The 25,574-nt window shown below is 72.1% G+C and carries 29 protein-coding genes; 13 read left to right on the top strand and 16 right to left on the bottom strand.

Annotation, left to right across the window (positions count from 1 at the left end; translation table 11 throughout):
• Window positions 1–5: 5 nt before the first annotated feature.
• A complete protein-coding gene (locus tag ACZ7PG_RS23510; RefSeq protein WP_470241234.1) occupies window positions 6–755 on the top strand; it encodes a class I SAM-dependent methyltransferase in 750 nt (249 codons plus the stop codon).
• Here the strand turns inward: ACZ7PG_RS23510 and pgfA are convergent.
• Window positions 752–1,819, bottom strand: coding sequence for a cell envelope lipid trafficking protein PgfA (gene pgfA / locus ACZ7PG_RS23505; RefSeq protein WP_470241233.1), 1,068 nt, complete (start codon window positions 1,817–1,819; stop codon window positions 752–754). The two genes, ACZ7PG_RS23510 and pgfA, sit on opposite strands and share 4 nt — an antisense overlap.
• Before the next feature lie 272 nt (window positions 1,820–2,091).
• On the opposite strand from pgfA, the gene ACZ7PG_RS23500 reads away from it, so the two are divergent.
• Entirely contained in the window at window positions 2,092–2,583 is a 492-nt protein-coding gene (locus tag ACZ7PG_RS23500) for a hypothetical protein (RefSeq protein ID WP_470241232.1), read from the top strand.
• A gap of 56 nt (window positions 2,584–2,639) precedes the next feature.
• Here ACZ7PG_RS23500 and ACZ7PG_RS23495 read toward each other — a convergent pair whose 3' ends face one another.
• Window positions 2,640–3,071: a MarR family winged helix-turn-helix transcriptional regulator gene (locus tag ACZ7PG_RS23495; protein ID WP_470241231.1), complete on the bottom strand. Its 432-nt coding sequence runs from the start codon at window positions 3,069–3,071 to the stop codon at window positions 2,640–2,642.
• A gap of 61 nt (window positions 3,072–3,132) precedes the next feature.
• Here ACZ7PG_RS23495 and ACZ7PG_RS23490 point away from each other — a divergent pair, with 61 nt between their 5' ends.
• Complete coding sequence (locus ACZ7PG_RS23490) at window positions 3,133–4,245, top strand: FAD-dependent oxidoreductase (protein WP_470241230.1); 1,113 nt, start codon at window positions 3,133–3,135, stop codon at window positions 4,243–4,245.
• Here ACZ7PG_RS23490 and ACZ7PG_RS23485 read toward each other — a convergent pair.
• The 3 genes from ACZ7PG_RS23485 to ACZ7PG_RS23475 are packed head-to-tail and all read right to left on the bottom strand — an operon-like array spanning window position 4,242 to window position 6,156.
• On the bottom strand, window positions 4,242–4,448 hold the full coding sequence (locus ACZ7PG_RS23485) for a helix-turn-helix domain-containing protein (protein ID WP_470241229.1): 207 nt from the start codon (window positions 4,446–4,448) through the stop codon (window positions 4,242–4,244). The two genes, ACZ7PG_RS23490 and ACZ7PG_RS23485, sit on opposite strands and share 4 nt — an antisense overlap.
• Window positions 4,448–4,927: a DUF2975 domain-containing protein gene (locus ACZ7PG_RS23480; protein ID WP_470241228.1), complete on the bottom strand. Its 480-nt coding sequence runs from the start codon at window positions 4,925–4,927 to the stop codon at window positions 4,448–4,450. The genes ACZ7PG_RS23485 and ACZ7PG_RS23480 overlap by 1 nt, the downstream gene beginning before the upstream one ends.
• 50 nt (window positions 4,928–4,977) lie before the next feature.
• A complete protein-coding gene (locus ACZ7PG_RS23475; protein WP_470241227.1) occupies window positions 4,978–6,156 on the bottom strand; it encodes a PucR family transcriptional regulator in 1,179 nt (392 codons plus the stop codon).
• Between the two features lie 490 nt (window positions 6,157–6,646).
• Here ACZ7PG_RS23475 and ACZ7PG_RS23470 point away from each other — a divergent pair, with 490 nt between their 5' ends.
• Both ACZ7PG_RS23470 and ACZ7PG_RS23465 read left to right on the top strand, forming a co-directional pair.
• Window positions 6,647–8,614, top strand: coding sequence for a glycosyl hydrolase family 28-related protein (locus ACZ7PG_RS23470; protein ID WP_470241226.1), 1,968 nt, complete (start codon window positions 6,647–6,649; stop codon window positions 8,612–8,614).
• A gap of 23 nt (window positions 8,615–8,637) precedes the next feature.
• On the top strand, window positions 8,638–9,105 hold the full coding sequence (locus tag ACZ7PG_RS23465) for a nitroreductase family deazaflavin-dependent oxidoreductase (protein ID WP_470242388.1): 468 nt from the start codon (window positions 8,638–8,640) through the stop codon (window positions 9,103–9,105).
• Here the strand turns inward: ACZ7PG_RS23465 and ACZ7PG_RS23460 are convergent.
• On the bottom strand, window positions 9,095–9,628 hold the full coding sequence (locus ACZ7PG_RS23460; protein ID WP_470241225.1) for a GNAT family N-acetyltransferase: 534 nt from the start codon (window positions 9,626–9,628) through the stop codon (window positions 9,095–9,097). The genes ACZ7PG_RS23465 and ACZ7PG_RS23460 overlap by 11 nt on opposite strands.
• Before the next feature lie 85 nt (window positions 9,629–9,713).
• Between ACZ7PG_RS23460 and ACZ7PG_RS23455 the strand changes: the two genes are divergently transcribed.
• On the top strand, window positions 9,714–10,337 hold the full coding sequence (locus ACZ7PG_RS23455) for a YdeI/OmpD-associated family protein (protein WP_470241224.1): 624 nt from the start codon (window positions 9,714–9,716) through the stop codon (window positions 10,335–10,337).
• Complete coding sequence (locus ACZ7PG_RS23450) at window positions 10,330–11,670, top strand: pyridoxal phosphate-dependent decarboxylase family protein (protein WP_470242387.1); 1,341 nt, start codon at window positions 10,330–10,332, stop codon at window positions 11,668–11,670. The genes ACZ7PG_RS23455 and ACZ7PG_RS23450 overlap by 8 nt, the downstream gene beginning before the upstream one ends.
• Here the strand turns inward: ACZ7PG_RS23450 and ACZ7PG_RS23445 are convergent.
• The gene (locus tag ACZ7PG_RS23445; RefSeq protein WP_470241223.1) at window positions 11,664–12,056 is read right to left on the bottom strand and encodes a hypothetical protein; all 393 of its coding nucleotides are present in this window, start codon (window positions 12,054–12,056) and stop codon (window positions 11,664–11,666) included. The two genes, ACZ7PG_RS23450 and ACZ7PG_RS23445, sit on opposite strands and share 7 nt — an antisense overlap.
• A gap of 155 nt (window positions 12,057–12,211) precedes the next feature.
• On the opposite strand from ACZ7PG_RS23445, the gene ACZ7PG_RS23440 reads away from it, so the two are divergent.
• Window positions 12,212–13,432 carry a glycoside hydrolase family 18 protein gene (locus tag ACZ7PG_RS23440; protein ID WP_470241222.1) on the top strand — a complete coding sequence of 407 codons (1,221 nt, stop codon included), beginning with the start codon at window positions 12,212–12,214 and terminating at the stop codon, window positions 13,430–13,432.
• A gap of 49 nt (window positions 13,433–13,481) precedes the next feature.
• Here the strand turns inward: ACZ7PG_RS23440 and ACZ7PG_RS23435 are convergent, their stop codons facing one another.
• Window positions 13,482–14,621, bottom strand: coding sequence for an MFS transporter (locus ACZ7PG_RS23435; protein WP_470241221.1), 1,140 nt, complete (start codon window positions 14,619–14,621; stop codon window positions 13,482–13,484).
• Between the two features lie 54 nt (window positions 14,622–14,675).
• Between ACZ7PG_RS23435 and ACZ7PG_RS23430 the strand changes: the two genes are divergently transcribed.
• Window positions 14,676–15,044, top strand: coding sequence for a MerR family transcriptional regulator (locus tag ACZ7PG_RS23430; RefSeq protein ID WP_470241220.1), 369 nt, complete (start codon window positions 14,676–14,678; stop codon window positions 15,042–15,044).
• Between the two features lie 126 nt (window positions 15,045–15,170).
• Here the strand turns inward: ACZ7PG_RS23430 and ACZ7PG_RS23425 are convergent, their stop codons facing one another.
• The gene (locus tag ACZ7PG_RS23425) at window positions 15,171–15,308 is read right to left on the bottom strand and encodes a hypothetical protein (RefSeq protein ID WP_470241219.1); all 138 of its coding nucleotides are present in this window, start codon (window positions 15,306–15,308) and stop codon (window positions 15,171–15,173) included.
• A 377-nt stretch (window positions 15,309–15,685) separates the two neighbouring features.
• Between ACZ7PG_RS23425 and ACZ7PG_RS23420 the strand changes: the two genes are divergently transcribed.
• Window positions 15,686–15,862 carry a hypothetical protein gene (locus ACZ7PG_RS23420; protein WP_470241218.1) on the top strand — a complete coding sequence of 59 codons (177 nt, stop codon included), beginning with the start codon at window positions 15,686–15,688 and terminating at the stop codon, window positions 15,860–15,862.
• Window positions 15,863–16,078: 216 nt separating this feature from the next.
• On the opposite strand, the gene ACZ7PG_RS23415 is transcribed toward ACZ7PG_RS23420, so the two are convergent.
• Window positions 16,079–17,035: a LuxR C-terminal-related transcriptional regulator gene (locus tag ACZ7PG_RS23415; RefSeq protein WP_470241217.1), complete on the bottom strand. Its 957-nt coding sequence runs from the start codon at window positions 17,033–17,035 to the stop codon at window positions 16,079–16,081.
• 152 nt (window positions 17,036–17,187) lie between these two features.
• Window positions 17,188–17,613, bottom strand: coding sequence for a DUF5709 domain-containing protein (locus ACZ7PG_RS23410; protein ID WP_470241216.1), 426 nt, complete (start codon window positions 17,611–17,613; stop codon window positions 17,188–17,190).
• Window positions 17,614–17,710: 97 nt separating this feature from the next.
• Here ACZ7PG_RS23410 and ACZ7PG_RS23405 point away from each other — a divergent pair, with 97 nt between their 5' ends.
• Window positions 17,711–18,541, top strand: a complete 831-nt coding sequence (locus ACZ7PG_RS23405) for a cyclase family protein (protein WP_470241215.1) — start codon at window positions 17,711–17,713, stop codon at window positions 18,539–18,541.
• On the opposite strand, the gene ACZ7PG_RS23400 is transcribed toward ACZ7PG_RS23405, so the two are convergent.
• From ACZ7PG_RS23400 to ACZ7PG_RS23385, 4 genes are all read right to left on the bottom strand, one after another.
• A complete protein-coding gene (locus ACZ7PG_RS23400; RefSeq protein WP_470241214.1) occupies window positions 18,538–20,838 on the bottom strand; it encodes a putative bifunctional diguanylate cyclase/phosphodiesterase in 2,301 nt (766 codons plus the stop codon). The genes ACZ7PG_RS23405 and ACZ7PG_RS23400 overlap by 4 nt on opposite strands.
• A 97-nt stretch (window positions 20,839–20,935) precedes the next feature.
• Window positions 20,936–21,751, bottom strand: coding sequence for an ABC transporter permease (locus ACZ7PG_RS23395; RefSeq protein WP_470241213.1), 816 nt, complete (start codon window positions 21,749–21,751; stop codon window positions 20,936–20,938).
• Window positions 21,741–22,634, bottom strand: coding sequence for an ABC transporter ATP-binding protein (locus tag ACZ7PG_RS23390; protein WP_470241212.1), 894 nt, complete (start codon window positions 22,632–22,634; stop codon window positions 21,741–21,743). The genes ACZ7PG_RS23395 and ACZ7PG_RS23390 overlap by 11 nt, the downstream gene beginning before the upstream one ends.
• A complete protein-coding gene (locus ACZ7PG_RS23385) occupies window positions 22,543–23,085 on the bottom strand; it encodes a hypothetical protein (RefSeq protein WP_470241211.1) in 543 nt (180 codons plus the stop codon). The genes ACZ7PG_RS23390 and ACZ7PG_RS23385 overlap by 92 nt, the downstream gene beginning before the upstream one ends.
• Before the next feature lie 150 nt (window positions 23,086–23,235).
• On the opposite strand from ACZ7PG_RS23385, the gene sigJ reads away from it, so the two are divergent.
• A complete protein-coding gene (gene sigJ / locus ACZ7PG_RS23380; protein WP_470241210.1) occupies window positions 23,236–24,108 on the top strand; it encodes an RNA polymerase sigma factor SigJ in 873 nt (290 codons plus the stop codon).
• Here the strand turns inward: sigJ and ACZ7PG_RS23375 are convergent.
• Complete coding sequence (locus tag ACZ7PG_RS23375; RefSeq protein WP_470241209.1) at window positions 24,020–24,799, bottom strand: SDR family NAD(P)-dependent oxidoreductase; 780 nt, start codon at window positions 24,797–24,799, stop codon at window positions 24,020–24,022. The genes sigJ and ACZ7PG_RS23375 overlap by 89 nt on opposite strands.
• 61 nt (window positions 24,800–24,860) lie before the next feature.
• Here ACZ7PG_RS23375 and ACZ7PG_RS23370 point away from each other — a divergent pair, with 61 nt between their 5' ends.
• The gene (locus ACZ7PG_RS23370; RefSeq protein WP_470241208.1) at window positions 24,861–25,493 is read left to right on the top strand and encodes a TetR/AcrR family transcriptional regulator; all 633 of its coding nucleotides are present in this window, start codon (window positions 24,861–24,863) and stop codon (window positions 25,491–25,493) included.
• Window positions 25,494–25,574 lie beyond the last annotated feature (81 nt).

Below are 25,574 nucleotides of genomic sequence, written 5' to 3'. Positions count from 1 at the left end.
GTTCAATGGTAGGCAATCCGGTTCTCGACCGGCCTCATCGGGCCACGCTGAGTCGTTCCGTCACGCTCTTCCGCACCTTCCTGACCGAGCAGACCGACCCGGACGGCTTCTATTCGACGCTGGCCGCCGACTCGGTCCGGCAACTGGCGGCACACGCTCCGCTGTCCGGCCGTACCGTGCTCGACGTCGGCGGCGGACCGGGCTATTTCTCCGACGCCTTCCGCGCGGCCGGCGCGGTCTACCTCGGCCTCGACCCGGACGTCGGCGAGCTGTCCGCGCGCGGCGAGCCCGGCGAGAACATGATCCGCGCCAGCGGCACGGAACTGCCCGTGCGCAGCGGTTCCGTCGACGTCTGCTACTCGTCGAACGTGCTCGAGCACGTCAGCGAGCCGTGGGTGATGCTCGACGAGATGTGCCGGGTGACCAAGCCCGGCGGCACGGTCTTCGCGTCGTTCACACCGTGGTACTCGCCGTGGGGCGGTCACGAGACCGCGCCGTGGCATTTCTTCGGCGGTCACTACGCCCGGCAGCGGTATTCCCGGAAACTGGGGAAGCAGCCGAAGAACAAATTCGGTGAAAGCCTGTTCCCGGTCTCGGTCGGCGGCGCGCTCCACTGGGCGAAGACGACGCCGCTGGCCGATTTCATGGCCGGGTATCCGCGGTATCACCCGAGCTGGGCGATGTGGATCGTGCGGATTCCCGGCCTTCGCGAAATCGCGTCTTGGAATCTGGTCCTGGTGATGCGGAAGCGCTAGCTGCCGGCGTAAGCCACCTGACGCCGCCGGTGCGACGTCGGGGGCTCCGGCGGGCGGCGGCGGGCCAGCAGGATGATCGCGACGATGATCAGCACGCCGCCGCCGATGCCGAGCCAGAGCGGGCCGGTGCTCGACAGGAACTCCAGCTTGCCCTTGTTCGCGTTCACCTGGTCGACCATCTGCGCGATGGTCTTGCCGTTGTAGGCGAGCGTCCCGTCGAACACGACCGTCGAGCTGCCGCTGGTGCCGACGCGCAGCTCCTGGTGCTGCTGTTGCTGCTGCTTGACCTGGATCCCGGTGACCGGCTCGACCCACATCGTGTTGACGCCGCGGTAGTAGAGGTCGGCGTCCACAGTGGCCTGGTCGGAGCCGACCAGCGAGCCGGGCACCTTCTTCGAGTCGAGCTTCGTGTCGGGGATGTCCTGGACGAACTTGTAGGTCTCGATCCCGTTCACCGTCTCGGTGCCGGTGTAGCGGGCGGTGACGGCCGCGCCGGTGTTGTCGTCGTAGACCTTGTAGTCCTGCTGTTCGGTGCCGAAGGGGAACTTGAAGTTCAGACCGGGCTGCGCCTTCTCGACGTTCGTCTCGGGCGGCTTCTGGCCGTCCTTGTCGGCCTTGTCCTTCAGCTCGGTGACGTAGCTGCTGGCGGCGTCGCACTGCGGGTTCGCCGCGCCGCGCGGCTCGTAGCCCTCACCGGTGCGCCGGTCGAAGCAGACCTGCCGCTTGCTCGCGCTGAGCACCGTGTTGTCGGCGTCGTCGGTGACCTGCACCGCCAGCAGCCAGACCGCGTAGTCGGTGTCCGCCTGCATCTCCGGCGCGGCGAAGTTCGCCTGGACGTGCGCCACCGCGGTCAGCTTGGCGTTCTCGCGGATGTTCGACACCGGGCCGGAGCCGTCGTCGGTCACGGCGAGGACCTTGCTCGCGGTGCCTTCGAGCACCGACGTGGAGTCCTGGTCGAGCGGCACCTTGGCGAGCTTGGGGTAGACGTACGTGGGGAGGAGCACCGCCCCGGCGACCGCGAAAACGCCCAGTGCCAGCAAGATCAGGCCGAAAGCACGTCGCAACGGTCCTCCTGGGTAGTCTTCGTCGACACGCAAATTACCCGGCGGTAATCAGGTGCTGCGGATAGTGGCCCGCGCCACGCCGCGCGTCAAAGTGTGACCCGCGGTCACAGCCACCCGGTGCGACCGGAAGGTGGCATGTACGCCGCCGTTCGGACCAAGCGACCAAACATGTTTGTTCCCGGGCACAACGGGCACGGGACCACCATCGGACGATCCTCCCTCCGCCGCGCCGTACCGCAAAGGAGAAATTCCTTTTGCCCCAGGACCCCTCGATGGTCGCCATCGCGGCCACCGCGCGCTGGCGGGCCCGGATCGTGGCGGCGGCCGCGAGCGCGGGAATCACGCTGACCGACCCCCTGGCCGGCGTACCCGGCATCCGCGTGCTCGCCTGCACCCCGGGCGACCTCGCCGTGATCGTACCGAGACTCGGCGGCGAGCCGTCGCGAGCGGCGATCGGCGCGCATTCGGACTCGATCGCCGACCGCGAGCTCCGTGACGCGGTGGCCGACGTCGCGGCCCTGCTTTCCCTGCACGGCAACGTGGTGCTCGACCTCGACGCGGGAGGCCGCCGACGCCCGGCGACCCGCCCGGACGTGGTCGTCTCGGCCGGTGTGGACCGTCCCCAGTGGACGGAGCCGGCGGTGACCCTCCCGGTGGGGACGGGCCGGCGCGGAGGCCCGCTGACGGTGGCACTCAGCGCGGGCCCCGGCTTCGAGGGCACGCTGCTGGAACTGGCGAGACTGGTGGAGGCGGACGCGGCCTAGCCGGTCTGCCGCGGCTGGTCGTGAGTGAGAAACCGGGTTAGAACACTGTTTCTCACTCACGACTCCTGTGCCACGAACCGGCTCAGCAGCTCGTGCAGTCGTCGCCGGTCGGCGTCGTCGAACCCCGCCAGCAACCCCGTCATCGCCTCGCTGAAGCGCTCGTTCGCCTCCTCGAGCCGCCTCTTGCCCTCCTCCGTGATCACGATCTCGTACGCCCGGCGGTCAGTCGCCGATCGCTGGCGCCGCAGGAGGTTGCGGTGCTCCAGGTCGTCGACGATGCGGACCAGGGTGGACTTGTCGACCCCGAGTGCCGCGCCGAGCTCGCGCTGGCTGCGGAGCCCGCCGGCCAGGACCGCCGACAGCACTCCGGCGTGCTGCAGCTCGATGCCGGTCGGCCGCGCCGCGTCGTTGGCGTGGGCGCGGGCCAGCCGGTGCGCGCGGTTGAGCAGCATCCCGATGGCGCTCGGGTCGACGGGTTGAGCCTCCATGGCCAGAATGCTAGCATCCGAGACGGTCTCACTTGAGACCGTCTTACCTCGGGGGTAAATCGTGCGAGTACTCATCAGCGGGGCCGGTCTGGCCGGCCCGTGCCTGGCCCACGGCCTGCGCCGGCACGGCGTCGACGTCCTGCTCTTCGAACGCGACGCCGCGATCGACGCCCGCGCGCAGGGCTACCGGATCCACATCGGCGGCGACGGCGACGCGGCCCTGCGCGAGTGGCTGCCCGCCGAGGTCTACGAGCAGGCCGCCGCGACGTCCTGCCGGACCGGGCGCGGGGTCACGGTGGCCGGCCCCGAGCTCGGGACGTTCACCGAGATCCCGCTGCCGCCCACCGTCGGCGGGCTCACGGTCGACCGGCTGACGCTGCGCCGGATCATGCTGCGCGACCTGGCCGGCTGCACGCGTTTTGGCACGGAGTTCGCCGGCTACACCCTGCTCGACGACGGCCGGGTGCGAGTCCGGTTCGCCGACGGCACCACCGAAGACGGCGACCTGCTGGTCGCCGCCGACGGCGTCGGCTCCGGCATCCGGCGGCAGCTGCTGCCGGACTTCCCGGTGACCGTCGACGACCACCGCCTGATCTACGGCCGCACGCCGCTGGTCGGCGAGGCCCGCGACCTGACCCCGGACGCGGCGCTCGAAGGCTTCCTCGGGGTGACCGGCGTGGACGGCCGCGGGCTCGTCCTGGCCGCCCAGCGCTTCCGGCGCGACCCGGCCGAGTTCGGCTTCCCGCCGGGCCAGGACTACGTCATGTGGGCCGCGGGCGCCCCGTCGGCCACGTTCGGCCCGGACCTCTTCCGGCTGGGCGCCGGGGAGCTGATCGACCTGGCGGCGCGGACGCTCGCCGGCTGGCACCCGGCGCTGACCGCGCTGATCCGCCTGAGCGACCCGGCCTACGTCGTGCCGTCGAGCGTCCACACCGCCGAACGGCCCGAGCCGTGGTCACCGGGCCCGGTGACCCTCGCCGGCGACGCGGCGCACCCGATGCCGCCCGCCGGCATCAGCGCGGGGGTGGCGCTGCACGACGCGGGCCTGCTCGCCGGCCGGCTGCTCTCGGGCGCACCGCTGCTCGACGCGGTCGGGGAGTACGAGAAGGAGATGCTCGACCACGGGTTCGCCGCGGCCGCCCAGGCCACCCGCCGCCACCGGGGCGAGCACTAGTCGTCGACCCACTCCAGGAGGTCGCCGGGCTGGCAGCCGAGCACCCGGCACATCGCTTCCAGCGTGCTGAACCGGACGGCCTTGGCGCGGCCGTTCTTCAGCACGGCGACGTTGGCCGGGGTGAGCCCGACCTTCTCGGCGAACTCCCCGACGCTCATCTTGTGCTTGGCCAGCTCGACGTCGATGCGCACGACGATCGCCATCAGATGACCGATTCCAGGTCGGTGCGCAGGGTGGTCGCCTGCCGCAGGAGGGCGCGCATGACGATCATCAGCAGGCCGAGCACGGTGATCCCGACGGTCACCAGGAACAGCAGCATCGGCATCCCCGGGTCGTCCGCGTTGAAGCCGACGAAGATCAGCATGCCGACGAAGACCAGCCACGCGGCGCCGATGGCCCAGACGATCGCGTCGACCCACTTCAGCGACGCGGTCGTGAAGATCCGGTCCTTCTTGACCAGCGTCAGCAGCTTCCAGGTCGCGACCAGCACCACCTGGACGCACAGCACGAGGAACACCGCGATGGCGGTCAGCGGCCAGCGCAGCGGAGCGTCGTGCGGGTTCTGGCTCGTCTGGTAGGCGATCCCGCCCGGCAGCGAGAGCGTCTGGAACACGAGGAGGACCCCGAACAGCACCACGAGGAACACCCGGAGCGCGGCAACCGCGCGTCTTTCGGTCAGCATGCGACGACTATCGCCGCTGATCTATCGAAAGTCAATCGGTAACTGTCGATCTACGATGGCTCCGGGTCCAGTCGCACCGATTCGAGGGCGACGTACAGCTCGCCGATGTCGACGGGGTCGGTCAGGTCGCGCTTGGTCAGGTCCTGCACGCGCCGCAGCCGGTAGCGGACGGTGTTGGGGTGCACGAACAGGCGGTCCGCGGCCTCCTTCGCCGAGCCGTGGCCGGCGAACCACGCGAGCAGCGTGTCGAGCATGACCTTGCGTTCCGCGCCGGGCAGCGCGAGCACGCCGGCCAGCGCGGACCGCACGACGTCGCGGGCCATCCCCGGCGCGGCGGCGACCAGCGTCGTCACCGGCGAGTCGCCGAACACCACCACGCCCGCGGTCGCCGACGGCAGCGAGCGGCGGGCGATCCGGGCCCGGTGCAGCGCGTCCGGGACGTCGGGGAACCCGCTGAACGGCCTGCTCATCCCGGCCGCCACCGGCAGTGACCCGAGCACTTCGCGCAGCCGCCGGACGTCCTCGATGCGGTCGATCGCCACCAGGCCCGCCTCGCCGCCGGGTCGCCAGGCCGAGCGCCAGCGGCGGGCCCGCAGCAACGCCTCGACGGTGTCGTGCTCGTCGGGCTCGACGCGCTCGGTGACCACGACGACGAACATGCCCGCGGTCGGCAGGCCCAGGTCCCGGGCGGCGGCCTCCATGTCGGCCTGGGTGGTGAGCCGGCCGCGGAACAGGTCGTCCAGCCGTCGCGCGTCGGCGTGCGACGGCTCGGCCGCGACCTGCTCGTACGCCGTGGTCAGGGCGTCGGAGTAGAGGTCGATCGCCTTCCAGACGTAGGAGTTGATCTCGATCGTCCGGGTGGGGTTGAGGAACTCCGGACCGGCGAGCTCGAGCAGCGCTTCGTAGACGAAGGTGCCGCCGATGCGGAAGGCGCGCAGCACCGCGGGCAGCGGGATGCCTTGGCGCGCCTGGACGAGCCCGGTCTTGCGGGCGGCGTCGATGGCGAGGCCGCGGCCGTCGACCAGCGCGGTCAGCGCGCGCTCGAGGTTGGCCCGGCAGACCTGCCGCAGCTCACCGGGCGCGACGTGTTCGACCTGGCGGTAGAACTCGTCTTCTTCGCTGAGCAGCCGGGCGAGGCGGTCGGCGAACTCGGGCAGCCTGGTCAGCATTTCGCGGACCAGTTCGCGGTGTTCGCGAGGTACCGGCCTGGCCAGAGCTTCGATGCCCATTCCTCACTTTAGCTCGGGTCCGAGGCCCGGGACACGTACGAACTTGAGTAAAATTCATGTCCAACGAGTGATCGGCCTGGTGAGCGGTTGACGCCACGATCGACTCACGAAGACTTGCACGCGGTGAAGCAGACGTGCGGCTCGGGCCCGGCATCGGGGTGATCGGGAACGAACAGCGCTTGCTCTTCGCGGACGATCTCCAGGCCGGCCGCGCGGAGCTTGTCCGCGAGGGCCTCGGCGGTGAAGCCGCTCGCGCGGACCGACCGGGCGCCCGGTCCCCGAGCCGAGGTCGAGGACCTTCGCCGCCGGGGTGAGCCGTTCGGCCAGCGCCGTGATCGCGGCCCGCTGCTCGGCCACGTGCCAGACGTTCGATTGCGCAACTTCCGTACTGTTATGTGCAATTACCGAGTAAGTTCCAGCAAAACCTTGTGCGGCGAGTAATCCGCGACCTACTCTTCCGCGGCACTCCACTCGAGAATCGAGGTCCGCGATGACGCGACGCACCTTCGGAACCGTGCTCGTCGCGGTCGTCACCCTGCTTTCGGTGGCCGCACCCGCGTCGGCCGGCGCGGCCCGGCCGGTCGTGACGCGCGCCGCGCTCGATCCCGCGCTCGTCGCCGGGCGGGGCGCGAGCGTCGGCTTCCTCGAGCAGGAAGCGGAGAACGCGCGCACCGACGGCGTCGTGATCGGCCCGGACCGCTCGGCCTACACGCTCCCGTCCGAAGCGTCCGGGCGCCGGGCGGTCAAGGTGACGCCGGGGCAGTACGTCGAGTTCACGCTGCCGGCCGCCGCGAACGCGATCACCGTCCGCTACAGCATCCCGGACGCGCCCGGCGGGGGCGGGATCACCGCGCCGCTGGACGTCACCGTGAACGGCGCGCACCGGCAGCGGATGACGCTGACCTCGCAGTACTCCTGGCTGTACAACCAGTACCCGTTCACCAACGACCCGAACGCGGATCTGCTGCACCCGGACTGGTGGATCACCGAGTGCTCGTGCGTGCCCGCGGCGACCACCCCGGCGCCGGTGATCGCGAAACCGTTCCGCCCCAGCCACTTCTACGACGAACAGCGGCTCCTGCTCGGCCGTGCGTACCGGGCGGGGGACAAGGTCCGGCTCACCGTCCCGGCCGGGAGCGCGGCCGCGTGGACGGTCGTCGACCTGCTCGACTCCGAGCAGGTCGCGCCGCCGCGGGTGGTTCCGTTCGCGGCCAACGCGCTGCTCTTCGGCGCCGACCCGACGGGCCGCCGCGACTCGGCCGACGCCCTCGACCGCGCCATCTCCTTCGCGCGGCGCGCTCACCTCAAGGTGTACCTGCCGCCCGGGACGTACCAGGTCAACCGGCACATCGCCGTCGACGACGTCACGATCGAAGGCGCCGGCAGCTGGTACACGATCGTCAAGGGCCACGAGGTGGCGCTCGGCACCCCGGCGCCCGACGGGTCGGTGCACACCGGCGTCGGCTTCTACGGCGACCACGCGTCGAACGTCCACCTCTCGGGCTTCGCGATCGAGGGCGACGTCCGGGAACGCGTCGACACCGACCAGGTCAACGCGATCGGCGGCGCGCTCAGCGACTCCACTGTGGACTCCCTGTACCTCCACCACACGAAGGTCGGCCTCTGGTTCGACGGGCCGATGCGCGACACCCGCGTCACGAACAACGTCATCGCCGACCAGGTCGCCGACGGCCTGAACTTCCACACGGGAGTGACGGACTCCCTGGTGCGGAACAACTTCGTCCGCAACACCGGCGACGACGGACTGGCCATGTGGTCGGAGAAGACGCAGGACGCGCGGAACACGCTCGACCACAACACGGTCCAGACGCCGGTGCTGGCCAACGGGATCGCGCTGTACGGCGGCGCCGACAACACGGTCTCGGGCAACCTGGTCGCCGACCCGATCCGCGAAGGCAGCGCGATCCAGGTGGGCTCGCGGTTCGGCGCCGAGGCCTTCGGCGGGACGCTGCGGATCGCGGACAACACGACCGTGCGGGCGGGGACGTTCGAGCTGAACTGGAAGATCGGCCTCGGCGCGATCTGGTTCTACGCGCTGGAGAAGGACATCGCCGCGGACGTCTCGGTGACCGGCGACCACTTCCTGGACAGCACGTACAACGCGATCATGCTGGTCAGCGACTTCCCGGTGAAGGACAAGTACACGATCACCGGGCTGAAGTTCGCGGACCTGCGCGTCGACGGCACCGGGACGTCGGTGCTGAGCGCGCGGTCGGCCGGGTCGGCGTCGTTCCGGAACGTCGACGCGCGCAACGTCGGCGCGGTGGGTGTCAACAACTGCGGGTCGTTCAACTTCCCGCCGACGGGGTCGGAGTTCGCGCTGACGGACCTGGGCGGCAACGACGGCGGCTGGCTCGCGCCGTGGCTCCTGCCGAACACGATCACCTGCGACGACCGGCCGCCGGTCGTGCCCCCGCCGGCGCCGTCGGGGTGGTGACCTAGGGTTCGACCGTGGCTGGTTTGCGGGGTGTCTTCGCGGGGTTCGGCAAGAGCAAGGCGTTCGCGGTGCTCGGGCGGGCGCTCGTGCCCGCCGACCGGGTGCTGCTGCGGATCAGCGGCGGCCGGGTCGGCGTCGGTGCGGCCGTCGGGCTGCGGACGTTGCTGCTCACGACCGTCGGACGTCGCAGCGGTGAACCCCGGCAGGTGCCCCTGTTGTACGTCGAGCGCGCCGGCGGGTACGTCGTCATCGGCTCCAACTGGGGCGGCGAAGCGCACCCGGCGTGGTCGGCGAACCTGCTGGCCCAGCCGAAGGCGGCGGTCGCGATCGGCGGCCGGACCGTCGAGGTCACCGGTCGGCACCTGACCGGCGACGAGCGTCAGGAGATGTGGGACGCCGTCGCGTCGTACTGGCCGGCGTACGACCGCTACGCCGTGCGCGCCGGCGACCGCGAAATCCGCGTCTTCCTGCTGGAGCCGGTCAGCCGATGAGGTCGGTGTGCCGGATCCGGTACACCTGCAGCCGCAGGTTGTAGTACTTCTCCGTCTCGCCGACCCACTGCATGCCGAGCCGCTTCGCGACGGCGATCGCGCGCGTGTTGTTCGGCCGCGCGACGGCGAACAGCTCTTCGGTGTCCTGGGTGAAGGCCCACTCGATCAGCGCGGTCGCCGCCTCCGACGCGTAGCCGTGGCCCCAGGCGCCGGGGCTGAGCTGCCAGCTCAGCTCGAGGTCCTCTTCGAACGGCGGCAGCAGCCGGATGCCGAGCCCGCCGATCACCACGCCGTCTTCCTTGCGTTCGACGGCCCACCGCCCCCGCGGCGGCGGCAGGTTCGGCTGCGTCTCCTGCCAGGCGTGCAGCACCGAACGCATCGCGCCGACATCACCGACGCGCTCCATGGCCGGGGTGAGCCAGTGCGTCACGTCTTCCGCGCCGTAGATGTCGAACGCGGCTTCGGCGTCGTCCACCGTCCAGTCCCGGATCACGAGCCGGTCGGTGTGCAGCGGGGTCTCCATACCAGGACGCTACGCCGCGCGGTGCCCGATTGTTCCCGAGTCAAAGTGCTCAGAAGATGAACACTTCACCCCCGACGATGTGGGCATGGAGACTTTGGACGGAATCGCGGTGCTGAAGGTCACGTCGGTGGCGCAGTGGCGGCAGTGGCTGGCGGCCCCACCGGAGCGGGCGGTGTGGCTGGTGATCCGCCGGGCGGCGAGCCCGGAGCCGGGCGTGCTGGTCCACGAGGCGATGGAGCAGGCGCTGTGCTTCGGCTGGATCGACAGCAAGGCGTTGAAGCGCGACGCTTTGAGTACTTATTTGTGCTTCACGCCGCGGAATCCGCGGAGTACGTGGAGCAAGGTCAACCGTGAGCGGGTGGTCAGGTTGACGGACGCCGGTTTGATGACCCCGGCGGGGCAGGCGGTGGTCGACTCGGCTCGGCGGACGGGGACGTGGGATGTGTTGGCCGAGGCTCAGGACGGAGTCGTGCCGGCGGATCTGGCCGGGGCTTTCGACGCGGTCGCGGCGGGGCACTTCGCCGCGTTCCCGCCGTCTTCGCGGAGGTTGATTCTGGAGTGGATCGCGAAGGCCAAGCGCCCGGAGACGAGGCAGCGAAGGATCGCGACGACGGTGGAGCTGGCGAGGGAGAACCGCCGCGCGGCCCACCCGAAGGCAGCCCATCCCGCCCGACCAGGCCTAAAGTCACCCCGTGGACGAACTGCGTGACCTCCTGGCCCGCGCCGCCGAGCTGGCCGCCGACCACCGGGCCTCCCTCGCCGACCGGCCGGTCGCCCGGGAAGTCGACCCCGCCGCCCTGCGCGCCGGCTTCGGGCAGCTCCGCGACACCCCCACCCCACCCGCCGCCGTCCTGGAAGAACTCGCGCGAGCCGCCGAACCCGGGCTCGTCGCCACCGCCGGGCCGCGGTTCTTCGGCTTCGTCGTCGGCGGTGCTCTCCCCGCCGCCACCGCGGCCGACGTCCTCGCCACCGGCTGGGACCAGAACGGCTTCAACGCCGTCCTCTCGCCCGCCGCGGCCGCTGCCGAAGCGGCCGCCGGGAGCTGGCTGAAGGAGCTGCTCGGCATCCCCGCCACCGCCTCCGCCGGCTTCGTCACCGGTGGGCAGGCCGCGAACACCGTCGGGCTCGCCGCCGCGCGGCACCACGTTCTCGCCGAGGCCGGCTGGGACGTCGAGCGCGACGGGCTCGCCGGTGCTCCGCGCGTTCGCGTCCTCGCGAGCGAGGAGCGGCATGCCACCGTCGATCGCGCCCTGCGCCTGCTCGGCTTCGGTACCCGGGCCGTCGAGCCCGTCGGGGCCGGCCCGCAAGGCGCCATCGATGTCGATGACCTCGCGAAGCGCGTCCAAGACGGCCCGACGATCGTCTGCCTGCAAGCGGGCAACGTGAACACCGGCGCCTGCGACGACATCCGGGCCGTCCGCGCCGTCGCGAAGAACGCCTGGATCCACGTCGACGGCGCCTTCGGCCTCTGGGCCGCCGCCAACCCCGCCACGAAAGCGCTCCTCGACGGCGTCGAGCTGGCCGACTCCTGGGCCTGCGACGGGCACAAATGGCTCAACGTCCCCTACGACTCCGGGTTCGTCTTCTGCGCGCGCCCCGAGGTCCACGCCGGGGCCATCGCCTACCGCGCCGCCTACTTGACCGGCGCCGGCGAGGTGTCCGGCATGGGCGACCTCACGCTGGAGTCGTCGCGCCGCGCCCGCGGCTTCGCGGTCTGGGCGGCGCTGCGGGAACTGGGCCGCGACGGCGTCGCCGAGCTCGTCGACCGCTGCTGCCGCCTCGCCCGCCGCTTCGCGCGCGCCCTCGCCGACGGGGGTGCCGAGATCGCCAACGACGTCGTCCTCAACCAGGTCCTGGTTTCCTTCGGCGACGACGCCCGGACCGACGCGATCATCGACCGGATTCAGCGCGACGGCACCTGCTGGCTCGGCGGAACCACCTGGCGTGGCCGCCGGTACCTACGGATTTCGGTGTCCAACTGGACGACGACGGAAGCCGACGTCGACCGTTCGGCCGCCGCGATCCTCCGTCTGGCTCAGTAGCCTTCGCGCACCGAAAGGGTGTCCGTCCGCCAGGCGATGCGTTTCTCCTTGCCGGTGGGCCAGCTCGACGAGAGTCGCCGCCGGACGCTGCCGAGCGCGCCCAGGCGCACCAGGTCGACGCGGGATCCCTGCGCCGCCAACGATGTCACCTCGGCGGGGGTGAGCGGGACGAAGTCGAAGTACTGCGCGTCCTCGCCGCCGGTCCAGTCGACGAACTCCGTGAAGATCGCGGCGAACGCCTGGCCGCATTCCGGGCACACGCGTAGCGAGATGCCGAAATGCGACTGTTCGACCAGGCGGTGGGTCTCACGCAGGCGGGTCGTGCAGAAAGCCAGCGCGGTCAGGGCGTCTTCGCCGGAGCAGCGCGCGCAGCCGAACTCGGTCATCGGCTGATCCTCCCACGCGTGAATCCGCACCCGGCTCCGGGGGTACCGAGAAACCCTTTGACCACAACGATTGACCCTGGTTCACAGTGGTCTGGACCTGTTAGCCTCACCGCGTCCGACCGGCCGGCTCGCCGAAGGAGAGTTCCTTGCTTCGCATGAGAAAACGCATTGCCGTCGCCGCGCTGGCGTTGGCCGGCGCCTCCCTTGTCGCACCGCCCGCCGCCGAGGCCGGGCCGGACCGGAGTGGACAGTCCCAGGGCAAGGTGATGGCCTACTTCGCCGACTGGGACGTCTACGCCCGCAACTACCACGTCAAGGACATCGAGACGTCCGGTTCGGCCGCGAAGCTGACCCACATCAACTACGCGTTCGGCAACGTGACGGGCGGCGGCTGCGCCGTCGGCGACCCGTGGGCCGACCACGACATGCCCTACGACGCCACCATGAGCGTCAACGGCCAGGCCGACAGCACCGAGCCCGGCGCGCTGCACGGCAGCTTCAACCAGATCCTCCAGCTCAAGAAGCTGAACCCGAAGCTGAAGGTGCTGTGGTCCTTCGGCGGCTGGACCTGGTCGGCCGGCTTCACCGAGGCGGCGAAGAACCCGGCCGCGTTCGCCGAGTCCTGCTACAACCTCGTCAACGACCCGCGCTGGGCCGGCGTCTTCGACGGCATAGACATCGACTGGGAGTACCCGAACGCCTGCGGCAACACCTGCGACGCCAGCGGGCCGAAGGCGTTCACGGCCCTGGTCAAGGCCCTGCGCGACAAGTTCGGGCACAAGCAGCTCGTCACCGCCGCGATCACCGCGGACGGCTCGAAGAACGGCAAGATCGACGCCACCGACTACGCCGGGGCGAGCCGCTACCTCGACTGGTACAACGTGATGACCTACGACTACTTCGTCGCGGGCGGCCAGCCGACCGGGCCCACCGCGCCGCACTCGCCGCTGCGGTCCTACCCGGGCATCCCGACCGCCGGGTTCTACGCCGACGCGGCCATCCAGAAGCTGCGCCACCAGGGCGTGCCGTCGTCGAAGATGTTGCTGGGCCTCGGGTTCTACGGCCGCGGCTGGGACGGCGTCACGCAGAAGCAGCCCGGCGGCACCGCCACCGGACCCGCGACGGGCACCACGACCGGCGAGGACGGCGTCGAGAACTACAAGGTGCTGAAGACGACGTGCCCGGCCAACGGCAAGATCGCCGGTACGGCGTACGCGAAGTGCGGCTCGCAGTGGTGGAGCTACGACACGCCCGAGACGGCGTCGGCCAAGGCCGGCTACGCGAAGTCGCAGGGGCTGGGCGGCGTGTTCGCCTGGGAGCTGTCGGGCGACACCGCGAACGCGGAACTGCTGCGGGCCATCGCCGGCCGCTGCTGACCACGAACTGGAGGGCCCGGGCGCGAACCCGCCCGGGCCCTTCGTCCACTCAGGACGCCACCGGGAACCCGTGCCGCCGGGCGCCGAGCACCACGGCCAGCACCGGGACCAGGAGCACGAGCAGCGTCCAGGGGAACGACGCGGGCCCGGCGGCGTCGAGCAGGACGCCGCCGAGCACGCCGCCCGCGGCCATCGCCGCGTTCCACAGCGTGACGAGCATGGCCTGGGCGTTGTCCGCTGCGTCGCCGCCCGCGTTCCCGGCGGCGGTCTGCAGGAGGGTGGGGACGCCGCCCCAGCCGAGGCCCCACAGCGCGACGGCGGCGTAGACCAGCGCCGGGCTGCCCGCCGCGGTCGCCAGGAGCGTCGCCGCCACCGCCACGAGGATCGTGCTGAGCACGGTGAGCACGCGCAGCGCGCGGTCGATGCGCGCGCCGACGACCCAGATCCCGGCCATCGACGCGACGCCGAACACCAGCAGGACGACGTCCACCGCGCCGCCCATCCCGGCGTGGCCGAGGAACGCGGCGACGTAGGTGTAGAGGACGGTGTGGGCCAGCACGAACACCAGCGTCACGGCCAGCACGGGCGCGACGCCCGGCACGGTGAGCGTGCGCAGGACCGGCACCCGGCCGCCGGCCTGTCCGGGCTGGTCCGGGACCCGCGCGGCGATCCAGCCGAGCAGCACGACGGCGATCGCCGACATGACGCCGAACGCCGAGCGCCAGCCGAACAGGCCGCCGAGGAACGTCCCGGCCGGGATGCCCAGCGAAAGCGCGAGCGGGATGCCGGCCATCACGACCGCGATGGCCCGGCCCTGGTTGTCCGGCGGCGCGAGCCGGCGCGCGTACCCGGCCAGCAGCGCCCAGACGACGCCCGCGGCCACCCCGGCGACGAACCGCGCGACCATGGTGAGCGGGTAGTCGGCGGACAGCGCCGTCACGGTGTTGGCGACGGCGAACCCGCCCACCCCGGCCAGCAGCAAGCGTTTGCGGGGCCAGGCCGCGGTGGCCGCGGCGAGGGGGATCGCGGTGAGGGCCGTGCCGAGGGCGTAGACCGTCACGGCCTGGCCCGCCGCGGACTCGCCGACGCCGAGGCCCGCGCTCATGCCGGGCAGCACGCCGGCGGGCAGCGCCTCGGTGAGCACGGTGACGAACGCGGCGGTGGTGAGGGCGAGGAGTGGGCTTCTCATGCCGTTATGCTCGAACCTTCACATACGTGTGAAGGTCTACGTGAGGTGGCGCACATGCGGATCGGGGAGCTTTCGGAGCGCACCGGCACGGCCCGCCGGCTGCTCCGGTACTACGAGGAGCAGGGGCTGATCATCGCCGCGCGCGGAGCGAACGGCTACCGCGACTACGATTCCACGACGGTCGATCGCGTGATCCAGGTGCGCGGGCTGCTCGACGCGGGGCTGCCCACCCGGATCATCAAACAGATCCTGCCCTGCCTCGACAAGCCCCGCGCGATCTACTTCCCCGACGCGACCCCGGAGATGATCGCGACGCTGGAGCAGGAGCGCGACCGCATGGAGCGCCGGGCGGAGTGCCTGATGCGCAACCGGGACGCGATCGCCGAGTACCTCGACGCGGTGCGCGAGTACAACCCGGTTTGACCTCGGTTGTGTCGCGTTCGGCGTGGGGCCCGGCATGGGGCGCTTGCTGCCGGGCACGCTAGCCGGGGCACGGTGCTAGCCGGGGCACGGTGCTAGCCGGGGCACGGTGCTAGCCGGGGCACGGTGCTAGCCGGGCGGGTCGTCGGCGGTGCGGCGGACTTGGACCCAGTGCAACGTGTCGGCTTCGGGCCACCAGCCCACGGGCTCCGGCCGGGGCCGCGCACCTTCCTCGGCCCACCAGCGCGGGGGCGCGTCCTCACCCATGCCCCGACGGTAGGAGCGCACCGCCCCGCGCGCACCGGTCGAGGGCGGCCAACGTCCGGTTCCGGCCGGGCCGGGGGTCGCTCCGCCGGCGGCGGCTGTCGCCCGCTCGTCTCCGGCGAACCGGCGGCACCGGGGACTTGGCTCGTGTCCCGGTTTCCGCTCGGCGGCGGGCTCTGGCGCGAGCGGCTACGCCCGGAGGTCTCCCGGTCGGCGCTGGGCTGGTCGTTAGGACCCGCCAGCCCGCTCACCCGGACCGAGCCGCCCCGCACCCGGGCGGACGGTGGCCGGAAGCGGACAGTGGCCGAACCCGCCCCTGCCGGTGCACAGGGCCCCGGCCCTACGTTGGCCTGGGAAGATCACCTCGGGGAAGGACGAACATGCGCAAGCGAGCCTGGGCCGGTCTGGCCGCGGCACTCGTCGGAGTGGCGGCGTTCGGCGCGCTGACGGCGCCGGCGGCTTCGGCGGCGGCCGGCGGTGGCCCCGTCGGCAAGCCGAGGCCGATCTGCGTGTGGATCTGGACCGGTGGGCCGCCGGAGTGCCGGGAGCTGCAGTAGCGGCCGGGCCTCAGCCCAGCCAGCCCAGCCTCAGGCGCAGCGCAGGCCGGGCCTCAGCCCAGCCGGCCCAGCCGGGTCGCCGCGAAGACCGCCGCCACCCGGTTGTCCGCCTGCAGCGCCTCAGGCGCCGGCCCGGCCAGGGCTCCGGTGCAGGTCCGCCTTCACCCCCGCAGCGGCCCAGCCCAGCCTCAGGCGCAGCGCAGCGCAGGCCGGGCCTCAGCCCAGCCAGCCCAGCCGGGTCGCCGCGAAGACCGCCGCCACTCGGTTGTCCGCCTGCAGTGCCTCCAGCAGCCCCTGCACGTGCCGGCGCACCGTCCGCTCGCTCACGTCCAGGTGCCGCGCGATCGCGCCGTCCGTCATGCCCGTCGCCAGCAGGTCCAGGACCTTCGCCTGGGTCGGGGTCAGACCGTGGCGCGGCTGCGACGACGGCCCCTGCACCGCCACCGCCTGGCTCCAGACCAGCTCGAACAGCATCCGCAGCGATGCCACGATCGTCGGGCTGCGGATGAACAGCGCGCCCTCCATGCCGCTCGGGTCCAGCGGGACCAGTGCCGAATGACGGTCCGCGATCACCATCTTCATCGGCAGCTCCGGCGCCACCCGCATGGTCCAGCCCGCCGCCACACTCGCGTCGACGACCGCCTTCGCGCCTTCGAACTCCAGTGCCGCGCGCTCGTAGACGTTGCGGAGGACCACTCCGCGCTCGGTCACCGCGTCCGGGAGGCGCATCACCGTGCTCGCGTCCGGCTTGCGCTTGAAGTGGTGCGTCGTGAACGTCAGGAACTCCTCGCGCGCGGACAGGCACAGCTCCAGCGACAGCGAGCCGATGCGCCGGGGGTCGGTCAGCACCTCGACCGCCGCGTCGCCGCCCGAACCGTTCGCCGCCCGGTACACCGCCTGCAGCACGTCGAGCTGCTGGCGCGCGGCGACGATCTGCCGCTGCTGCTCCAGCAGCTGCTGCTGGGCGCCCAGGATGGCGTGGTCGACCGCGCGCACCGGCTCCATCGGCGCGATGACCGGGTCTTCGCGGTAGTCGTGACGCACGAACCCGCGGTCGAACAGCTCCCGCATCTCCGGGCTCTCGGCCCGCGGGTCGTCCATCGGTAGCGGCCCGGTGCGCACCATCGTGTCGTACAGCGCGCCCGCGCCGGGTGTCAGCAGCCCTTCGAGCATCCCGTGTCCCCTTCCGGCAGCGCGGGCGGGTCCGGCCGGATCCGGACATGACCGCTCTGCCGCCTACCCCACGCGCCGGACGGGGGAAAGGATTAGGCCGCTCGCGAAATCGGGGCCGGACTCGTCGTGGGGGTGGGTCCGGCCCCGTCACGTCACCAGCGCCGCGACGGGTCGATCACGTGGACGGCCGCTTCCTCCGCCGACGCCGCGCCGCCGTCGATGCCCGCGTCGGACGCGTACAGCTCTTCGTCGGTGTCCGCGCCGAAGCCCTCGTCCGTGGCCACCAGACGGCCCGCGCGGACGTCGCCGACCTCGTCGTCGATCAGCTCACCGTCGGAGTCTTCGCTGTCGCCGAGGCCGTCGCCGTCGTCGCCGGAAGCGAGGTCCGGTTCTTCGCGGGCCAGCCGGCCTTCCCAGCTCTCGCCTTCGGCGGCCTCGCGCGCGGTCGTGCCCCACTCTTCGGTGCCCCGCGGGCGTTCCGGCGGTGAATAACCCTCCGCCTGCTCGTCGCGGTCGTCCAAAGTGTCCTCGGGGTCGAGGATGCCTTCGTCGGCGTGGTCTTCGATGTCGTCGTCCATGCGTCCATCCTCGCGCAACTCCTTGGCCCCGCGCGGCTCGGGTGATATCACCGAGCAGGCCGCCGTCCGGGCGGTGTTCCGGTGAAAGGTGATCCCCATGCCGATGAGACGCAGGGTGCTGGCCGCGGGGCTGGCCGGGGTGTTCGGCGCCGCGGTGTCCGGCCGGACGGCCCAGGCCGCCCAGCCCGCGACGCCGCCGGTGCGGCTGGACCAGCTGAACCTGGTCAACCTGTCGCACGTCAACGACCCCGCCACGACCAACGTGTTCCCCGGCGACCCGGCCTTCTCGCTGGAAACCATCGCCACGATCCCCGACGACGGCTACTACCTCCAGTTCGTCCGCGAGGGCGAGCACACCGGCACGCACTGGGGCGCGCCCGGCCACTTCAACACCGGCCAGCCCCTGGCCGACGACATGGACCCGGCGGACCTGTTCCGGCCCGCGGTCAAGATCGACGTGAGAACGAAGGTCAAGCACAACCCCGACTACGGCGTGACGATCGACGACCTCAAGGCCTGGGAGAAGAGCCACGGCCGGATCCCCGACGAGTCCGTCGTCGTGCTCTGGACCGGCTGGGACGCCAAGTGGGGCACCCCGGCCTACCCGAACACCGACGCCGACGGCGTGCTGCACCAGCCCGGCTTCTCGATCCCGGCGGTCCAGTGGCTGATCGACACCGGACGCCTAGGACGTAGAGGCGGAACCGGCACCGACACGTTCAGCCCGGACGTCGGCACCGACGAGACGTACACGGTGTCGAAGCTCGTCTACCAGCGGCACCGGATCAGCCTGGAGATCCTGGCGAACCTGAAGGCCCTCCCGACGACGGGCGCCTGGGTGCTCGCGGGCGGCCCGATCAACCGCAAGGGCGCCGGCTCGACGGCGACGATCTTCGGCGTCCTCCCACCCGGGGTGCGCGCGGACTAACCCGCGGGGATCGCCGAGAGACGCAGTGCCGAAAGCGGCGCGGGGCGGCCGTAGAGGTAGCCCTGCGCCGTGGTGCACCCCGCCGCGATGACCAGCGACGCCTGCTCGGCCGTCTCGATCCCTTCCGCGACGACGTCCAGCTCGAGGTCCGCGCACAGCCCGACCAGCGACCGGCACAGCGCCGCGTCCCGCTCCGGCTGCACTCCCGTCGTCAACGCCCGGTCGAGCTTGATCAGGTCGACCGGCAGCGCGTGCAGCACCGTCAGCGAGCTGTACCCCGCGCCGAAGTCGTCCAACGCCACCCGCACGCCGAGCGCCTGCAGCCGCCGGATCGCGGCCGCCCCCGCCGCCAGGTCCGGCACCGGCACCGTCTCGGTGATCTCGACGACGAGCCGGGACGCCGGCAGCCGGTAGCGCTCCAGCGCGGACCCGACGCTCTGCTCCAGCGCGGCCGCGCCGAGCCGGCTCGCGCACACGTTGACGTGCACCGTCAGGTCCAGCCCGGCCGCCGTGATCTCGCGGCACGCCAGGTCCAGCACCAGCGCGTCCAGCTCGGCGCCGAGGCCCGCGCCCTCGGCCGCGCGGACGAACGTCTCGGGCGAGACCGCCGTGCCGTCGCGGGTGGTCCAGCGGGCCAGCGCCTCCACGGCCACCGGGGTCTCGTCGGCCAGCCGGACGATCGGCTGGAACACCAGCCCGAAGCCGTCCGGGATGCCGCCCTTCGCCCGGCGCAAGGCGGACGGGAAGTCCGGCGGCCCGTCCTGCGACGGGCGGTAGACGACGGTCGTGTCCTTGCCCAACCGCTTGCCCGCGTACATCGACGTGTCCGCGCGGCCGAGCAGCACGTCCGACGTCACCAGCGGCTCGGCCGGGTCCGGCACCACCAGGCCCATGCTCGCGCGGACCGGGACGAGCGTGCCGTGCACCGCGAACGGCCGCCGCAGCGCGCCCTGGATCCGGTCGGCGACCGCCTGCGGCGCGTCCAGCTCGCCCTCCAGCAGGATCGCGAACTCGTCGCCGCCCAGGCGCGCGACCGTGTCGCCCGCGCGCACGCAGCTCAGCAGCCGCTGGGCGACGGCGTGCAGCAGGACGTCGCCGCCGGCGTGCCCGAACCGGTCGTTGACCTCCTTGAAGTCGTCCAGGTCGACGAAGATCAGCACGAGCGTGCGGTCGGTGGACTCCACGGCCCGGTCCAGCCGGTCGGCGAACAGCGCCCGGTTCGCGAGCCCGGTCAGCGGGTCGTGGTAGGCCTGGTGGGTCAGCTGCTGCTGCCCGTCGTAGACCCGGCGCAGCAGCAACCTGTTGTCCAGCAAGGAAAGCAGCTGCCGGGCGAGCACGAGGAACACCACCAGCACGCCGACGACCACCTCGACGCCGTCCGGGCCGGCGCCGGCCAGCAGCTGCCCGGTGATCAGCAGCGCGACGGCGGTGACCGGGACGTAGGGCAGCGCCAGCTGCCACCAGTCCACGCCGCCCACCGGGCCCGCCTCGTCGTGCCGCCGCTGACCCGGCGTCACCAGCAGGGCGAAGGCGATGAACAGCGGCCCGAGCACGAATCCGCCGTCCGACCACGGCTTCATGCTCTCCGCGCCGATGCTGACCAGGTAGGCGAACACGCTGTCGGACGCGGCGAGCGCGACGATCCCGACGGCGGCCAGCAGCAGGTTCTTGCGGTAGGGCCGGTCCACCCGGTCGAACACGACCAGCAGCACGGCGACGACCACGATCACCAGGTCCGACAGCGGGTAGGAGATCGCGACGGCCCAGGTCAGCTTGTCCGGCGCGGTGGCCCGGACCAGCTGCCCGAGCGCCGCGGTCCAGGTGAGGATGAACAGCGAGCCGGTGACGATCAGGCCGTCGAGCACCACCGCGACGCCGAAGTGCGCCGTCCACTGCGCGGGCTCGAAGCGTTCGCGGTCCGGCCGGATCCGCGCGCGGGCCAGGACGAACAGGGCGGCGAGCGCGAACACCGGGAAGCTGAGGTAGCCGACGTCGGCCAGCGACGGCGACGGCAGCCCGCGCCCGTCGATCAGCTGGTACCACGACCAGACGCACTGGCCGAGCGACCAGCCGGCCATGCCGATCGCGACGAGCACGCGCCACCAGCGCTGGTGCCCGCGGACGCGGCGCGCGAGCAGGACGCCGCAGACGACCGCGCCGACGCCGGCGCTCAGCTGCATGGCGTCGTCGATCCAGAGGGCGAAGGTGTCGCCCCAGAACGCGAAGCCGTTCACCACGACCAGTGCCACCGTGACGACGACGAGCAGGACCGCGACTGGGTACCGCCGCACTGTCATGGCACCTCACGTGGGTCACCCGCCGGTCGGACCGGCAAACACTACACCGGACGGACGCGTGCCCCGGCTCACCGCACCGGTGGCCGGTACCCCCTCATCAGGCGATGTCGCGGCGGTGCAGCAGCCAGGCGCCGAGCACGCCGAAGGCGACCACGTACGCGGCCAGCACGGCGGTGGCCTGCGCGGACCCGACAATCGGATCGACACCCGGCGCGCTGGCCCCGAACGCCGCCGCGAGCGCGCCCGCGTTCGGCCCCGGCAGGGCCTTCTGCAGCTGCGCGACCCAGTCCAGCAGCGGCGCGGCGATCGACGCGAGGAGGTTCTGCACGGCCAGCAGCCACACCAGGCCGAGCCCGATCGGCAGCGCGACCGACCGCAGCCCGATCGCGAGGACCACGCCGAGCGCGCCCCACATCGTCGTGACGAGCCAGCCGGCGCCGAGGCCGAGCAGGACGTCGGACACCGCGGGCCAGACCGGCGGCCGGTCCTTCAGCGACGCGACGAGCACGCTCGCCCCGGCGGTCGCCGCGAACAGCGCGAGCACCACGGCCAGCGCTCCGATCACGACGGTGACCAGCTTCGCGGTGAAGACGGCGACGCGCGACGGGTGCTGCACCAGCACGGTCTTCCAGGTGCCGTAGCCGTATTCGCTGCCCGCGACCAGCACGCCGAAGATCAGCGCGAGGGCGCCGACGAAGATCGGCAGGCCGCCCAGCGCACTGCCGATGAACGCGCCGGGCAGCATCCCGTCGAGCCCGCGGCCGGAGCCCGGGGGACCGGCGGCGCCGCTCAACCCCGCGTACGGGACGGCGTAGCCGAAGGTCAGCGACAGCACGACGGCGACGGCGAGCAGCAGCCAGCTCGCCGGGCGGCGGGCCTGCTTGGTCAGCTCGGCGCGGATGTCACGCAGCATGGTCGGTACCTCCGGTCAGGGCGAGGAAGGTCTGTTCGAGGTCGGGTTCGTGCCAGCGCAGCTCGGTGACGGTGATCCCGGCGCCGACCAGCTCGGCGTTGACCCGCCCGGCCGCACCGGGGTCGACGTCCAATTCGAGGGCCTTCCCTTCGACGCGGACGCCGCCGTAGAGCCGGCTCAAGTGGTCACGGGCCCGCTCGAGCGGCTCCGCGACGACGCGCAGCGCGCCGCCCGCCCGCAGGTCCTCGACGGTGGTTTCGCTGACGAGCCGGCCGTGGTCGAGCACGCCGACGCGGTCGCAGATCTGCTCGACCTCGGCCAGCAGGTGGCTGGACAGCAGCACGGTGCAGCCGTCGGCGGCGAGCTTGCGGAGGGTGACCCGCATGTCGGCCATGCCGGCCGGGTCGAGGCCGTTGGTCGGCTCGTCCAGCACGACCAGCTCGGGCTCCTTCAGCAGCGCCGCGGCCAGGCCGAGCCGCTGCTTCATGCCGAGCGAGTACGTCGAGTACTTGTCCTTCGCGCGGTCGGCGAGGCTGACGACGTCGAGCACGGCGTCGACGCGCGTGCGCCGCACCCCGGCGTGGTCGGCGAGGACCCGCAGGTTGGCCCGGCCGGACAGGTACGGGTAGAAGGCCGGGCCTTCGATCAGCGCGCCGACGCGGGCGAGGCTGCCGGGCCCCGGTTCGGCGCCGAGCACCCGGACGCGGCCGGAGGTCGGCCGGATCAGGCCGAGCAGCATCCGCAGCGTGGTCGTCTTCCCGGCGCCGTTCGGGCCGAGGAAGCCGTACACCTCACCGGCGCGCACCGACAGGTTCAGGTCCTCGACCGCGGCGGCCGGTCCGTAGCGCTTGGTCAGTGCGGTCGTTCGAACGGGCAGGGTCATGGGATTCCTTCCGGACGCGGCCCCACGGCTTGAAGACCGAGAGCACGCTGGCGAACAGCAAGAGCGTCGGAGCGACGACGACGGGGTAGAGCAGGCCTTCGGGGTGCTCGACGGCCTCGGCGATCCCGGGCCGCAGCGCGAACAGGATCAGCAGCGCCATGACGACGTTGACGGTCAGCTTCGCCGCGACCCACCAGTACCGGACGAGGCCGTACTTGCTCCCGAGCCCGAGCACGGCCCCGCTGGCGAGCGTGAGCAGCGCGGCGATCAGCATCGGCCAGACGGCGAAGAGGTCGAGCGCCCGCAGGCTGGTCTCGACGACGGCGGCGTCGCCCGAGATCAGCGCCGTGCAGACCAGGATGCCGAGCACGGCGTCCATCCCGATCCACAGACCCGCCGAGACGATGTGGGCCACCAGGTACCACTTCCGGGCCCGGGGCTTGAGAGTCATGGCTCCTCCTTCTGGGATGGCTCCATGGTGGTGACCGGGGACGCCGCGGTCGTCCGCCGACGTACGGCACTTGCGGCTACGCCGGAGCGCGTACGCCTGTCACAGATCGCCGCCGGGATTCGTCAGGGGCGTGTGAGCGAGAACGACGTGATGACCGAGCGGCCGCGGCTGATCGGGATCGCCTACCGGCTTTTGGGATCGCTGAGCGACGCCGAGGACGTCGTCCAGGAGGCGTACGGCCGGTGGTACGCCCTGTCCGGGCGGCAGCGGGACGCGATCGACCGGCCGGGCGCGTGGCTGACGACGGTCGCGAGCCGGATCTGCCTGGACGTCCTGGGCTCGGCGCGGGTCCGCCGGGAGCGGTACACCGGCGAGTGGATCCCGGAGCCGGTGCCGTCGGACAGCCTCACCGACCCGGCCGAGCTGGCGCTGCTCGACGAGTCGATCACGATGGCGTTCCTGGTCGTGTGCGAGGCGATGACCCCGGCGGAGCGGGTGGCGTTCGTCCTGCACGACGTCTTCGGCTACCCGTTCGCGGAGGTGGCTTCGATCGTGGGGCGTACGCCGGCCGCGTGTCGCCAGCTCGCGTCGTCGGCCCGTCGCCGTCTTCGTCCCGCTCCGGCGCCTTCGCCCGCACGGAGTGCTTCCGTCGTCCGGGCGTTCAAGGAAGCCTGGGAGGCCAAGGACATCGCGGGCCTGGTCGGGCTGCTGGACCCGTCGGTCGTCGCGGTCGCCGACGGGGGTGGGCTCGCCAGCACGGTGGCGCACCCGGTCGCGGGCGCGCAGCGGGTGGCGCGCTACACCGTGCAGATCACCGAACGAGTGCCGGCGATGACGCTGTCGGAGCGGCTGGTGAACGGCCGGCCCGGGCTGGTGGCCTCGCGCGACGGCGTGGTCGAGACGGTGCTCGCGTTCGACGTCGCAGACCGGGTGATCAGGCGGATCTGGGCGGTGCGGAACCCGGAGAAGCTCCGGCCGTGGCGGCCGGCGGCCCGCCGTCGACCGGCAGGCCTGCCCCGGTGACGAACTGGGCGGCGTCGGAAGCGAGGAACACGACAGCGTCGGCCAGGCCGGTGCCCTCACCGAGCCGGCCGGCGTCGGGGTAGACGCAGTTGACGCGCACGTCGTAGCCGAACTTCCCGGCCTCCGCCGCGGCCACCCGGGTCAGCCGGTCGACCGCGGACTTCGACGCGGAATAGGCGGCGGTGCCGGGGACGGCGGTGGTCGCGGCGACCGACGCGATGTTGACGACCGCGCCGCCCTTCCCGGCCGCGCCGCCCGGGCGCATCACGCGGAAGGCGTGCTTGATGCCGAGCGCGGTGCCGAGGACGTTGACGTCGAGCATCCGCCGCAGGCCGGCCGGGTCCAGGTCGGCGAGCGGGCCGGGAAGCTCGACTTCGGCGTTGTTGACCACGATGTCCAGGCCGCCCAGCCGGGCGATCGTCTCGGTGACCGCCCGCTCCCAGCTCGCGTCGTCGGTGACGTCGAGCCGGACGAACGCGGCGCCGCTCTCGCGGCCGAGGTCCTCCCGGGTGCCGGCGACCACCACGGCGGCCCCGGCGGCGGCCAGCGCCGCGGCGAGCTCGGGGCTGTCGCCGGTGACCAGCGCCGCGCGCCCGGACAGGTCGTGCCGCCCCATGAACTCCTCCTCCTCGAGCGGGTCGGCGCCCAGCATCGTCAAGGCCTGGACAGTCGTCAAGAGTCTCTTGGACACTCGTCAAGGAAAAGCTGGTCATAGACTGGACCCGGCAACCACGAAGTGACGGACGGTGCACGTGACTGAGGCGAAGGAACGGACCCGGGACCGGATCTCGCGCCGCCAGGTGGACAAGTTCGCCGACCGGCGGGCCGAGCTCGCGGCGTCGGCGCTGCGGACGCTGGCCGAGCTCGGCTACGCGCGCACCAGCCTGCGGGAGATCGCGCAGAACTCGGAGTTCTCGCACGGCGTCCTGCACTACTACTTCGCCGACAAGGTCGACCTGCTGACCCACTGCGTGCGGCAGTTCGAGGAAGTCTGCGTCACCCGGTACGACGAGCTCGTCGCCCGCGCGCGGACGGCGCCGGACCTGGAACGCGACTTCGCGGCGGCGATGGCCGCGACGCTGCGCGCGGACGCCAAGATGCACCGGCTCTGGTACGACCTGCGCAACCAGAGCCTGTTCGAGGAGTCCTTCCGCACCGACGTGCTCGAGATCGACCGGCGCCGCGAGGAGATGATCCACCACGTCGTCGCGCGCTACGCCGAGCTGGCGTCCGCGCCGGCGGTGGTGCCGCAGGCCGTCGCGTACGCAATGCTCGACGGCTTGTTCCAGCAGGCCCTGCTCCGGCACCTGGCCGGCGAGGCCGATGCCGCGGCCGGGCTCGAACGGGCCGTCCCGTCCGTGCTCGCGCGCATCGTGGCCGCCTAGCGGCTCAGGCCGTTCGTGCGTCGTTTCGACACTTTCGACACGACTGCGAGCCGGGTCGGTCTTTGGTGGGCGCGAGTGCCG

It is taken from the genome of Amycolatopsis sp. NPDC114504 (assembly GCF_055633595.1).
This window is presented reverse-complemented; position numbering and strand designations above follow the sequence as displayed.